Raw genomic sequence first — 11,225 nt, 5'->3', positions numbered from 1 at the left:
ACGTGGCTTTCAGACTCTCTACTCGAATTTCTCGGTGCCGAGTTCGTGCAGGCGACGCGAGACGTCCGCGACGCCGTCGCGCCGGTCGTCGTGGAGGGCGACGAGTCGATCGCGCAGCTCGTCGTGTTCCCGTGACAACACTTGTGCGGCGGAGAGCGCGGCGTTGTAGGACTTCCCCGCGTCGACGGCCGTGAGGGGTGCGCCGGTCGGCATGCCGATGACGGAGTCGACGGACTTCTCCTGCACCGGCACGCCGATGACCGGGACCGGGAACGCGATCGAGGCCGTCATGTTCGGGAGGTCCGCGGACTTCCCGCCCGCGCCCGCGATGATCACGTCTAGGCCGCGCGCCTCGGCCGTTTCCGCGTACGCGTACAGCAGGTCGGGCGTCCGGTGTGCGGAGACGACGTACGACTCGAAGGTGAATCGTTCCTCGGGCGGGTCGTCGTAGTCCGTCACCTCGGCGAACCCCAACGCCGTGAGCGCCTCGGACGCGCCGCGCATCGCCGGGAGGTCGGAGTCGCTCCCCATCACGATTCCCACGTCGGGCGTCCGCTCGCGCTCGCGCTCGGCCTCCTCGTAGAACTCCTCGCAGAGCTGGGCCACCGCGTCCGTCTCGTCGTGGTCAGTCGTCGTCACGTTCGATCACTCGAATCCGAGGGCGTTACGCGCTTCGTTCGCGCGCTGGCTGGCCGCCTTGGCGTCCTCGCCGAGCGCGGTGACGTGTCCCATCTTCCGCAGCGGGCGCACGTCGTGCTTCCCGTACCAGTGGAGCGCGGCGGTCGGCACGGCGAGCGCCTCGGGAACGCCCAAGAGGTCCGCGGGCTTGGTCTCCGCGACGTCGCCGAGCACGTTCACCATCGCCGTCGGGTCCCGCAGGCTCGGATCGCCGAGCGGGAGACCGAGCACCGCGCGAACGTGCTGCTCGAACTGCGACGTGACCGCGCCCTCGATGGTGTAATGCCCTGAGTTGTGCGGGCGCGGCGCGATCTCGTTCACGAGCACGTCATCGTCGACCTCGAAGAGCTCGACGCCGTAGACGCCGCGTCCGCGGAGGACGTCGAGCACGTCGGAGACGATGCCGCGCGCCTCGGCCACGACGTCGTCGCCCGCCGCCGGGGGCACGCGCGTCTCCCGGAGGATCTCGTCCTCGTGGACGTTCTCGACGATCGGGAACTGCGTCTCCTCGCTCGCCCCCTTCGCGCCGATCGCGGAGAGCTCGCGCTCGAAATCGAGGAGCTCCTCGGCGACCAACCCCTCCAGGTCGTCGAAGTAGTCCTCCGCGTCCGCGACCGTCTCCGTGACGTGGTTCCCGCGGCCGTCGTAGCCGCCGTGGCGGGCTTTCAACATCAGCGGGGCACCGAGGTCGTCGAAGGCCTCCTCCAACGCCGCGGCGTCGTCCACGCGGCGATACGCGGGCACGGGCACGCCGGCCTCGTCGAGGGCCTCCTTCTCCGCGAGCTTGTCCTCGGTCGTCCGCAGCGTCCACGGCTTCGGGTGGACGGGGACGTCGACGTCGGCGAGCAGCTCCGGGTCCGCGAGCTCGATCTCGAAGGTGAGCGCGTCCGCGCGCTCGACGAGTTCGGCGAACGCCTCGGGGTCGTCGAAGTCGCCCAGGACGTGGTCGGCGGCGGGAGTCGCCGCGGGGCAGTCGGGCGTCGGGTCGAGGACGACCACGTCGACGCCGAGCGGCGAGGCGGCCTCCGCGAGCATTCTGCCGAGTTGGCCGCCGCCGACGACGCCGAGCGTGGTTCCGGGTGGCGTCTGCATACCCGATGGGTGTCGAGGGGAGTGCATAAGGGTTGCCGAATCACACGCCAAGTGTTCACGAACGTGCTGTCGTCGCGGCTGGCGACGTGCGCGTTACCGGCTCGCGGTCGTCGCCCTCGCCGGGGTCGCCTCGCCCGACGGCGACCGGACGGTCGCGGCGTCGACGCTCCCGGCCCCGCTCGCCGTGTCGTTGCGCACGAAGAACACCGTCGGCGTGTCCGTCGCGGTGAGCCGGTACGTCGTGGCCTCGTACCCCTCCAGCTTCGGGGCGACGACGTCGTAGTTCCGCGCACGCGTGACGACAACGGGCGCGGTCGTATCGTTCAGCGCGTCGGGATGACCGACGCTCGCCGTCTCGGCGCCCATGGCCTCGAAGTACCACGGGAGGGGAAGGCGTCGCGTCCAGTGGCCGGGCTCGGAGAACGACTCGTCCGGCGCCGCCGACGGCTCCGAAGCCGCGTAGAAGTGCCCGCCGTAGTAGAGGACGTCCGGACCCGCGGCGTTCGCGTTCGCCGCGACCGCGCCGTCGATCTCGGCGAGCGTGTCGGTCATCTCGGCGTTCGGCTGGCCGTACTGGACGAGCGGGCCGGGCTGTTGGGGGTGGACGAACGCCGCGCCGACGCCCGTGGCGACGCTCCAGCCGAGGAGGGCGACGATCAGGAGGACGGCGACGACCGCCCCGGCGTCGACGGCGCGCACCCGCCGCCTGACGTCTGCGTCCGCCGGCCACGAGAGCCCGGAGACGAGCAGGCCGCCGCCGACGGCGGCCGGGACGGCGAGCGGGACGACGACGTGAATCATCGCCCACGGCGCGGTGATGTCGGAGATGGCGGGGTAGATGACGAGCGACGCGCCGCCCCAGTAGCCCGCGAAGGCGACGAGCGGCCGCGGGCCGTCGCCCGTGTATCGGTCGTGGAGGAAGCCGACGACGGCGAGGCCGGAGAGCACGAGCGCGCCCCCGGCCAGCGTCCCGAGGTCGTGGACGAAGAAGTGGACGTAGCTGTGCGAGTGGCCGCCGACCCACGTGTCCGCGAACTTCCCGACGGACCCGACCGTCGCCCGCGCGATGACGTCGGGAAGCAACGCGGGGTTCGCGAGCGCGTGCCCGAACTCGGGGCGGGGGGCGTAGAAGACGACGAGGACGACGGAGAAACCGACGACGGCGCCGACGAGATGGCGCGTCCACGCCCGCAGGCCGCGCCCGACGGCGACGCCGCGCTCGGCGAGAACGGCGACGGCGCTCCGGTCGCGGACGCGCGCCCGGACGAGGACCCAGTCGAGCAGGAGGCCGAGCGCGCCGACCCAGCAGGCGGCGTAGACGAGGGCGTTCTCCTTGGTCGTGAAGGCGAGGCCCAAGGCGAGCGCGCCGGCGTACAGGTGTCGGCGCAGACCGGTGTCGTACGCGCGGACGAAGAACGCGAACGCGGCGAACGCGAACGCGGCGACGAGGACGTCGCTGCGCATGAACCGAGAGTAGTAGAGGAGGAGCGGGTTCGCGGCGAACGCGACGGCGAGCGTCACGGTCTCGGCCCCGGAGAGACGCTCGCGGAGGAGCCACGCCGTCAGGGGGAGGAGGCCGCCGGTGACGGCGACGACGGCGCGCATCGTGAGGTCGCTCGCGCCGAGCGTCTCGAAGACGACGCGGTTCACGTGGAAGAGGAACGGGCCGTGGACGATCGGGTGATAGGTGTACGCGCCGGTCTCGGCGTAGCGCAGCACCCAGTAGCCGACGCGCCCCTCGTCCCAGTGAGCGACGCGCGCGCCGAGCGAGGCGAATCGGGCGACGAGCGCGACCGCCGTCACGGCGAGGACGGTGACGGCGACGCGACGATCCGAGTCGGACATCTGTGCGGAGCCTCGTGGCGGGCCGGGGTAACTGTTTCTGAAGCCGACGGCGACGGGGGCGTGCGGGCGCGCCGCGCACGCGAGAACGGTACCGTTTTGCCGGCCCGGGTGGACGGTTCGCACATGGTGTCCCTGGGACTGGTCGTCGCCGAGTTCAACCGCAGCGTCACCGAGGGCATGGAGGAGGCCGCGCGCGACGCCGCCGCCGACGCGGGCGCGACGGTCGCGGAGACCGTTCACGTACCCGGCGCGTACGACGCGCCGCTGGCCGCGGACCGGCTCGCCCGGCGTGCCGACGTCGACGCCGTCGCGGTGCTCGGCGCCATCGTGACCGGTGACACCGACCACGACGAGGTGATCGGCCACGCCGTCGCCTCGACGCTCAGCGAGGTGAGCGTCGATCGCGACGTGCCCGTCACCCTCGGCGTCTCGGGCCCGGGGATGTCCGGTGCCGAGGCCAGAGAGCGGATCGAGAAGGGCGCCGAGGCCGTCGAGAGCGCCCTCGCACTCGCGGACACACTGGAGGACCTCTAACACATGGAATTCGCAGATCGAATCACGCGTGTCGAACCGAGCGCGACGCTCGCGGTGAGCAACCTCGCGAAGGAACTCGAAGCGGACGGGAAGGACGTCGTCGACCTCTCGGTCGGCGAACCCGACTTCGACACCCCGGCGAACATCGTGGAGGCGAGCGAGACGTCGCTCGAACGCGGCGATACGGGGTACGCGCCGTCGAACGGCGTGCCCGAACTCCGCGAGGCAATCGCGGCCAAGCTGCAGGACGACGGCCTCGGCTACGAGGCGGGGAACGTCATCGTCACGCCCGGCGCGAAGCAGGCGCTCTTCGAGACCTTCCAGACCGTCGTCGACGAGGGCGACGAGGTCGTCCTCCTCGATCCCGCGTGGGTCTCCTACGAGGCGATGGCGAAGATGGCCGGCGGGGACCTGACGCGCGTCGATCTCGCCGGACACGGCTTCCAGCTCGAACCCGCGCTCGACGACCTCGCGGACGCGGTGAGCGACGAGACGACGCTCCTCGTCGTCAACTCCCCGAACAACCCGACGGGCGCCGTCTACAGTCGGGAGGCGATGGAGGGCGTGCGCGATCTCGCCGTCGAGCACGACGTCACCGTCATCTCCGACGAGATCTACCAGCACATCAACTACGGTGCGGAGCACGTCAGCCTCGCCGGCCTCGACGGGATGTACGAGCGCACGGTCACGATCAACGGCTTCTCGAAGGCCTACTCGATGACCGGGTGGCGCCTCGGCTACCTCGCCGCGCCCGACGACATCGTCGACGAGGCGGGGAAGATCCAGTCGCACTCCGTCTCCTCCGCGACGCACTTCGTCCAGTACGCGGGCGTCGAGGCCCTGGAGAACACCGACACGGCCGTCGAGGAGATGGTCGAGGCGTTCAGCGAGCGCCGCGAGTTCCTCCTCGACCTCCTCGCCGAGCACGGCGTCGAACCCGCGACGCCCGACGGGGCGTTCTACATGATGCTCCCCGTCGACAACGACGACCAGTCGTGGTGTACGAACGCCCTGGAGGACGCGCACGTCGCCACCGTCCCCGGGTCCGCGTTCGGCGCGCCCGGGTTCGCCCGCGTCTCGTACGCGAACAGCAAGCAGCGCCTCGCCGAGGCCGTCGAGCGCCTCGACGCCGAGGGCTACCTCTGACCCCCGCGCTTTTGCCGCCGGCGTCCGTCCCCAGCGGGACGTGAGCCCCGGCACGTACACGCTTCTCCTCTCGCGTTCAGCACCCGCGACGATCGCCTTCGGCGCGGCCGGCGAGCGCCGCCTCGATCGGGGCTGGTACGCCTACACCGGCTCGGCGTTCGGCCCCGGCGGCCTCTCGCGCGTCGAGCGCCACCGCCGCGTCGCGTCGGGCGAGCACGACGTCCGCCACTGGCACGTGGACTACCTCACCGGCGACCCGGGGACGCGCCTCGACGCCGTCTTCGTCACCGAGGACGCGGACCGCGAGTGCGACGTCGCCCGGGCGCTGGCCGACGCGGGCGAGCCGGTCCCCGGCCTCGGGGCCTCGGACTGCGATTGCGGGACGCACGTCGCGTACGCGGCGGAGCGCGAGACGCTCGCGGCCGTCGCGAGCGAGGAACACGAGTCGGTGCGGTGAGACGCGGACCGGTGCGGTGTGCGGATCAGGACGGTTCGTCGGTCGCTCGACGTGACGCGGCGATCGCACTCGGCGGCAGAGAGGAGGAGAGAGGGAGTAGCCACGTCGGTCAGTCGAGCGCGATCCAGTCGGTGGGCGTGTCGGTGACGCCGCGGGCGCGTGCTTCGCGGCCGCCGCCGTCCGCGAGGCGGATCTCGATGATCCCGTCGAAGAGCTGGCTGATGGTGTTGACCTCCTGTTGGTCGTGGCTGTCCGGGTCGATGGCGAAGAGGCCGAGCCAATCGCGGCTCTGGATCTGACTGGTGAAGACGTGGAGGAAGCGGAAGAGCCGCTGGAGGTCGACGTACATGAGGAGCGGGGAGAGCGAGTCGAAGCCGACGCGGACGCGTCCGAGATCGGCCTCCTCGGCCTCGCGGGCGATCTCTGAGAACTCGATCCCGATACCGGTGAGGTCGCCGGGCGAGGAGACGTCGTGGACGCGTACGCCGTCGACGTTCGTCTCGGAGCCGACGCAGTCGATGATGCGGAAGAAGTCGTGGCCGTCGCTCGGTCGGACGCCCCGGTAGGCGTCGACGACGTCGTCGGCGGGGTTCCGCGAGGTGACGACGACGGAGCCCTCGCCCTCGCTCTCGCCGCGGGCGAGGAGCTTCAGCAGGAGCTGTCGCTTGCCCGACATCGCCGGGCCGCTGACGAGCAAGTTCGTGCCGGGTTCGACGTCCGTAAGCAACTCCGGCGGGAGGGCGCCGTCGATCTTGTATGGCATGTCTGCTGGGTGTACCGACATCTCCTCTCGATGCTGTCCTTGGGTCGTCTATGCCCAGCCAACATAAGTATGTGCGGGATAGCGGCCAAACGCTGGATGACTCAGTCGTCGACGATCGCTTCGGCGGCGCCGACGGAGCCGGCGAACTCGTTGAACGAGGCGACGTCCTCGTCGGTTCCGGCGACGATGAGGCGGTCGTCGGCGCGGAACTCGAAATCGGGCGGGAGGGCGGTCCGAACGTCGCCGTCGCGCTCGACGGCGATGACGGTGCAGCCGGTTCGATCGCGAACGTCCGCGCCGGCGAGCGTGCGCCCGGCGAGGTCGGGCGCGACCGTGTTGACGATCGTGACGCCGGTGTCGAGGCTCATGACGTTCTCGCCGAGAACGGTGTCCGCGAGCATCCGGCCGCTGACGGTGGCGAGCGCCATGACGTAGTCCGCGCCGGCGGCGTACACCTTCGGGGCGGCGTCGGCCTCGTCGACGCGGGCGACGATGTCGAGATCGATCTCCGCCTCGCGCGCGACGAGCGTGGCGAAGACGGTGTCCGCGTCCTCACCGAGTGCGAGAACGAGCGCGGCCGCCTCGTCGACGCCGGCCTCGTCGAGGACGCTCGGGTCCGAGACGTCACCGACGACGTCGACCGCGCGCGCGTCCTCGGCGTCGACGACGGTGTTCTCGACCCCGCGTCTGTCGAGGACGTTCTTGACGGTCGAGCCGACCTCACCGTGGCCGGCGATGACGACCGGGTTGTAGGCGTGCGATCGGTGCTCGGCGATCGTCTCCCCCTTCAGCGATTCGAGGTCCGACTCGGCGCCGGCGACCAGCAGGATCGTGTCGCGGCTGATGGACCGCTCGGGGTCGGGACCGCCGACGAACTCGCCCTCGAACCACGCGCCGACGACGTGGGCGCCGGCGCGCTCGCGGATCCCGCTCTCGGCGATCGTCACGCCGTCGAGGTCGCTCCCGGACTGGATCGGCATCTCGGCGATGACGAAGTCCTCCCCGATGGTGACGGTCTCGCCGAGGTCGGCGCTGACGGTCGCGGTCACCTTGTCCGCGAGCGAGCGCCCGAGGATGTCGTGCGGGCTGAGCACCTCGTCCGCGCCCGCGTATTCGAGGTACGTCTCGACGTCGGGGTCCTCGGCGAAGCTGACGATCCGCACGTCGTCGTCGACGGCGCGGACGGAGAGCGCCATCATCGCGTTCGCCTCGTCGGTGTCGTCGAGGACGACGCTGCGCGCGGCGCTGACGTTCGCGGCGTCGAACCCCCCGGTCGTCTCGGGGTCGGCGAAGACGACGGAGCGCCCGACCTCGTGGTGGCGGCGGGCGGCCTCACGGTCGTCGACGAGGAGGACGTACGGGACGCCGGCGGCGGCGAGCTCGTCGATGAGCGTCTCGCCGCGCGCCGAGAAGCCGGCGACGACGACGTGATCGGTGAGGTCGCTCGACGTCGGCGGATCGACTTCGAGGCGACGCTCGACCCACGGCGCGGCGAACAGCGGGAGCGTGAGCACGAGGAGGACGAGCCCGGCGAGCTGCATCAGTATGACGAGCACGTGCATCGGCGCTGTCGCCCACGGGGCGTCCTCGCCGTATCCCGTCGAGGTGAACGACTGGACGGTCACCTCGAGGGCGTGGATAAGCGTCACCGGGCGCCCCTCGAGGTACGCCATCCCCCACTGGTAGGCGAGGGTAAAGGCGACCGTGACGGTCACGAGCAGAGCGACGTAGCCCGCGGCCCGTCGCTGTTGGGCGTTCATCCGAACCGGAATAGCGGCGGCAGTCGTATAACTCCGTGCACTCGCCGCGGCCCACAACGCCCTAAGGGCTGCCGGTCCAAGCGGTGGTATGGTCACGAAACTCCGCGTCCGCGGAATGGGTTGCGACGGCTGTGTCGACATCGTCTCCGGCGCGCTCTCCGAGGCGTCGGGTGCGGGCGACGTCGACGTCGATCTGGCGTCGGGCGAGGCGACGGTCGAGGGCGACGTCGATCCCGACGAACTCGTCGGGAAGGTCGAGCGCGCCGGCTACGAGGCCGAGGTCACCGGCGCCGAGCCGGTCTCGGATGACGACGAGGAGTAGGGCGACCCGCGCCGCGACCGACCGCGATTTCTCGGAGGCACGACGCCCGCCCAGCGACGGCCATCCGGACCGCTCGATGCGGGGGTGGACGGGGGACGAGTCGCGGCGCGGCCGGCGGGACGCGCCACCCCAGTTACCTGCAGGTAACCCCCTCACGCAGGCGTTACCGAGGTACTATAGTGGTGGCGCACCTTCCATCGAATACGATGAACGAAGAGACGGTCCAAGACCTCCCGCCGAGCGCGAAACTCGTTCTGAAGGTACTCGAGTACAACGGTGGGCTGACGCAGAAGGAGATCGTCGAGAAATCCCGTCTCTCCCAGCGGACCGTTCGAGACGCCCTCGAACGACTGCAGGAGAGCGGCGTCGTCCAGAAGGACATCTACATCCCGGACGCTCGACAGAACCTCTATCAGCTCGACGTCGAGACGGAGGCGGACGCGGACGCGGCGGACGAACAGAGCGCGGCGCTCCTCGATTAAGGCGTCGCTTCGGTTCCGGCTTCGAGGTGCTCGTCGCCCCACTCGGCGAGCGCCAGCACGACCGTTTCGAGCGATTCGCCCGTCTCCGTGAGCGAGTAGCGCACGCGGACCGGCTTCTCCTCGATGACTTCCCGGTCGAGCAGGCCCTTCGCTTCGAGGTCGTCGAGGCTCTCGGAGAGCACCTTACTGGAGATCCCATCGACCTCGTCCTGTAGCTCGTTGAACCCCGCCGGCCCGTTGACGAGCAGGCGGTGGATGATGACCGGGTGCCACTTCTTGCCGATGAGCGTCGCGGTGGCGGTGATGGGACACCAGTCGTCCCCGGGACATTGGATCTCGAGCCGCTCGGTCTTGCTCACACGTACGCTGGAGACCCCGACGGGAAAAAAGGTTACCTCTAGAAAGGGGGTTACCCGTCCGTAGCCGACCGGGCGAAGCACATCGTTCTTATTCGCGCATCGCCACGTGTACGTATGGAGAACGTCACGGACCGGACGAGCAACCCGTTCGGGATGCGGCCGGACGCGGAAGCGTACGTCCCGGGCTACGGCGACGCGAACGCCGACTTCCACGTCGTCGGCGATCACCCGGGTGCGCACGGCGGCGCCGACACCGGCGTCCCGTTCACCGGGACCGACGCGGCCGTCCGCCTCCAACACGCCCTCGCGGCCGTCGACCTCGTCGCCGAACCGGGTGACGAACCGACCGTGGACGACCTCTTCGTCTCCTACCGCCACATGGGGGTGGTCGACGGCGAGCCGAGCGCCGCTGACTACGCCGAGATGGAGCCGTTCTTCGACGCGGAACTGCGCGCGATCACGGCCCACGTCCTCCTCCCGGTCGGCCGCGCGGCGACCGAGCACGTCCTCGCGGAGTACACGGCCCGCCTCGGGAAGGTGGACACGGACGACATGGCCGCGCGACACGGCGAGGAGATCCACGGTAGCGGCTTCCTCGTCGTCCCCGTCCGCGATCCCCGGGAGTGGGAAGAGGGGGACGACGAGGCGCTCGCGGCCGCGCTCGCTGACCTCAAGGCCCGCGACTACCGGCGCGAATCCGACCTCGGGCGCTTCCTCACCGGCCCCGACCCGTACCTGGTGCGATAGCCCGACCGGCCGGTTTTTTGTGCCGGCCCGCCGCAGGGCGTGGCGTGCAACGTGGGTACGCCGCGCTCTGTCTCGCCGTCGGCTGTGCGATAGCCGGCAGCCTCGCACTCGACGCCGGCGGCGCGCTCGCCGGCGCGATCGGCTACGGCTACACCTACGGCGAGCTCATCGGACGCGCGTTCCTCGCGTGCGCCGTCGGCTGCGGGTGCTATGGCGCGTACGTCCTCGTCGGCTCGTTCCTCGCCCACCGCACCGCCGATAAGGTCGAGCGACACAAGCTCCGCTCGATCCTCCGATTGGCCACCGCCGTCGTCGGGACGATCGCGGTGCTCGGCGTCGTCACCGACCGCTGGGTGCCGGCGCTCGTCTCACTCGGCGTCGCCGGCTTCGCCGTCACGTTCGCCCTCCAGCAGCCGCTGCTCTCGCTCTTCGGCTGGGTCTACATCATGGCGAAAGAGCCGTATCAGGTGGGCGATCGGGTCGCCATCGACGACGAGATGGGCGACGTGATCGACGTGGACTTCCTCGTCACGACGCTGTGGGAGATCGACGGCGGGCTCGTCACCTCGAATCAGCCCTCCGGGCGACACATCACCGTCCCGAACAGCGTCGTGCTCTCGACGGGCGTGACGAACTTCAGCCGCGAATCGTTCCCCTACGTCTGGAACGAGGTGTCGGTACAGGTCGCCTACGAGACCGATCTCGACTTCGCCAGCGGGGAGATGCGCGCCGTCGCCGAGGAGCTGCTCGGCGAGCAGATGGCGCGCGCCGTCGCCGACTACCGCGAACAGCTCGCCGAGACGCCGGTCGAGCTCGAAGTGAACGAGCGGCCGAGCGTCAACGTCGATCCGGAGGGGACGTTCGTCACGCTTCGTCTGCGGTATCTCGTCCCGCCCAAGCGCGGCCGACGGACGAAGAACGAGCTCTACCGGCGGATCATCGCGCGCTTCAACGAGAACCCGGAGCGCGTCGCGTTCCCGGTCGGTCGCAATCGCTAACGGGCGAGCGCGACGCCAAAAAAGCGGATCGGCGGGCGTTCG

13 protein-coding genes are annotated in these 11,225 nt (G+C 70.4%); 7 read left to right on the top strand and 6 right to left on the bottom strand.

Features of this window, described 5'->3' with window-relative positions; genetic code table 11:
• Positions 1 to 18: 18 nt before the first annotated feature.
• The 3 genes from purE to IEX91_RS10280 form a co-directional block, all read right to left on the bottom strand.
• Entirely contained in the window at positions 19 to 606 is a 588-nt protein-coding gene (gene purE / locus IEX91_RS10290) for a 5-(carboxyamino)imidazole ribonucleotide mutase (protein ID WP_229772845.1), read from the bottom strand.
• Positions 607 to 645: 39 nt separating this feature from the next.
• A complete protein-coding gene (locus IEX91_RS10285) occupies positions 646 to 1,770 on the bottom strand; it encodes a 5-(carboxyamino)imidazole ribonucleotide synthase (protein WP_188878794.1) in 1,125 nt (374 codons plus the stop codon).
• A 93-nt stretch (positions 1,771 to 1,863) separates the two neighbouring features.
• Entirely contained in the window at positions 1,864 to 3,615 is a 1,752-nt protein-coding gene (locus IEX91_RS10280; RefSeq protein WP_188878792.1) for a flippase activity-associated protein Agl23, read from the bottom strand.
• 123 nt (positions 3,616 to 3,738) lie between these two features.
• Here IEX91_RS10280 and ribH point away from each other — a divergent pair, with 123 nt between their 5' ends.
• The 3 genes from ribH to IEX91_RS10265 are packed head-to-tail and all read left to right on the top strand — an operon-like array spanning position 3,739 to position 5,752.
• Entirely contained in the window at positions 3,739 to 4,149 is a 411-nt protein-coding gene (ribH, locus tag IEX91_RS10275; protein WP_188878790.1) for a 6,7-dimethyl-8-ribityllumazine synthase, read from the top strand.
• 3 nt (positions 4,150 to 4,152) lie between these two features.
• Positions 4,153 to 5,295, top strand: a complete 1,143-nt coding sequence (locus tag IEX91_RS10270; protein WP_188878788.1) for a pyridoxal phosphate-dependent aminotransferase — start codon at positions 4,153 to 4,155, stop codon at positions 5,293 to 5,295.
• A 40-nt stretch (positions 5,296 to 5,335) separates the two neighbouring features.
• Positions 5,336 to 5,752 carry a GIY-YIG nuclease family protein gene (locus IEX91_RS10265; RefSeq protein WP_188878786.1) on the top strand — a complete coding sequence of 139 codons (417 nt, stop codon included), beginning with the start codon at positions 5,336 to 5,338 and terminating at the stop codon, positions 5,750 to 5,752.
• Positions 5,753 to 5,861: 109 nt separating this feature from the next.
• On the opposite strand, the gene IEX91_RS10260 is transcribed toward IEX91_RS10265, so the two are convergent.
• Together IEX91_RS10260 and IEX91_RS10255 are read right to left on the bottom strand one after the other, a co-directional pair.
• Positions 5,862 to 6,515, bottom strand: coding sequence for an RAD55 family ATPase (locus IEX91_RS10260; protein ID WP_188878784.1), 654 nt, complete (start codon positions 6,513 to 6,515; stop codon positions 5,862 to 5,864).
• Positions 6,516 to 6,616: 101 nt separating this feature from the next.
• Entirely contained in the window at positions 6,617 to 8,275 is a 1,659-nt protein-coding gene (locus IEX91_RS10255; protein ID WP_188878783.1) for a potassium channel family protein, read from the bottom strand.
• An 88-nt stretch (positions 8,276 to 8,363) separates the two neighbouring features.
• Here IEX91_RS10255 and IEX91_RS10250 point away from each other — a divergent pair, with 88 nt between their 5' ends.
• Complete coding sequence (locus IEX91_RS10250) at positions 8,364 to 8,597, top strand: heavy-metal-associated domain-containing protein (protein WP_188878781.1); 234 nt, start codon at positions 8,364 to 8,366, stop codon at positions 8,595 to 8,597.
• Between the two features lie 206 nt (positions 8,598 to 8,803).
• Positions 8,804 to 9,079 carry a MarR family transcriptional regulator gene (locus IEX91_RS10245; RefSeq protein WP_188878779.1) on the top strand — a complete coding sequence of 92 codons (276 nt, stop codon included), beginning with the start codon at positions 8,804 to 8,806 and terminating at the stop codon, positions 9,077 to 9,079.
• Here the strand turns inward: IEX91_RS10245 and IEX91_RS10240 are convergent.
• On the bottom strand, positions 9,076 to 9,438 hold the full coding sequence (locus IEX91_RS10240; RefSeq protein WP_188878778.1) for a winged helix-turn-helix transcriptional regulator: 363 nt from the start codon (positions 9,436 to 9,438) through the stop codon (positions 9,076 to 9,078). The genes IEX91_RS10245 and IEX91_RS10240 overlap by 4 nt on opposite strands.
• A 114-nt stretch (positions 9,439 to 9,552) precedes the next feature.
• Between IEX91_RS10240 and IEX91_RS10235 the strand changes: the two genes are divergently transcribed.
• Together IEX91_RS10235 and IEX91_RS10230 are read left to right on the top strand one after the other, a co-directional pair.
• A complete protein-coding gene (locus tag IEX91_RS10235) occupies positions 9,553 to 10,185 on the top strand; it encodes a uracil-DNA glycosylase family protein (protein WP_188878776.1) in 633 nt (210 codons plus the stop codon).
• 44 nt (positions 10,186 to 10,229) lie between these two features.
• Complete coding sequence (locus IEX91_RS10230) at positions 10,230 to 11,183, top strand: mechanosensitive ion channel family protein (protein WP_188878774.1); 954 nt, start codon at positions 10,230 to 10,232, stop codon at positions 11,181 to 11,183.
• Positions 11,184 to 11,225: the final 42 nt, after the last annotated feature.

The organism is Halarchaeum nitratireducens (assembly GCF_014647155.1).
Lineage (GTDB): Archaea > Halobacteriota > Halobacteria > Halobacteriales > Halobacteriaceae > Halarchaeum > Halarchaeum nitratireducens.
This window is presented reverse-complemented; position numbering and strand designations above follow the sequence as displayed.

Bases quoted from the DNA above. Each gene is read 5' to 3' on its own strand.
- IEX91_RS10245 (WP_188878779.1), top strand. From the start codon at position 8,804: ATGAACGAAGAGACGGTCCAAGACCTCCCGCCGAGCGCGAAACTCGTT.
- ribH (WP_188878790.1), top strand. From the start codon at position 3,739: ATGGTGTCCCTGGGACTGGTCGTCGCCGAGTTCAACCGCAGCGTCACC.
- IEX91_RS10255 (WP_188878783.1), bottom strand. From the start codon at position 8,275: ATGAACGCCCAACAGCGACGGGCCGCGGGCTACGTCGCTCTGCTCGTG.
- IEX91_RS10250 (WP_188878781.1), top strand. From the start codon at position 8,364: ATGGTCACGAAACTCCGCGTCCGCGGAATGGGTTGCGACGGCTGTGTC.
- IEX91_RS10285 (WP_188878794.1), bottom strand. From the start codon at position 1,770: ATGCAGACGCCACCCGGAACCACGCTCGGCGTCGTCGGCGGCGGCCAA.
- IEX91_RS10270 (WP_188878788.1), top strand. From the start codon at position 4,153: ATGGAATTCGCAGATCGAATCACGCGTGTCGAACCGAGCGCGACGCTC.
- IEX91_RS10280 (WP_188878792.1), bottom strand. From the start codon at position 3,615: ATGTCCGACTCGGATCGTCGCGTCGCCGTCACCGTCCTCGCCGTGACG.
- IEX91_RS10235 (WP_188878776.1), top strand. From the start codon at position 9,553: ATGGAGAACGTCACGGACCGGACGAGCAACCCGTTCGGGATGCGGCCG.
- IEX91_RS10260 (WP_188878784.1), bottom strand. From the start codon at position 6,515: ATGCCATACAAGATCGACGGCGCCCTCCCGCCGGAGTTGCTTACGGAC.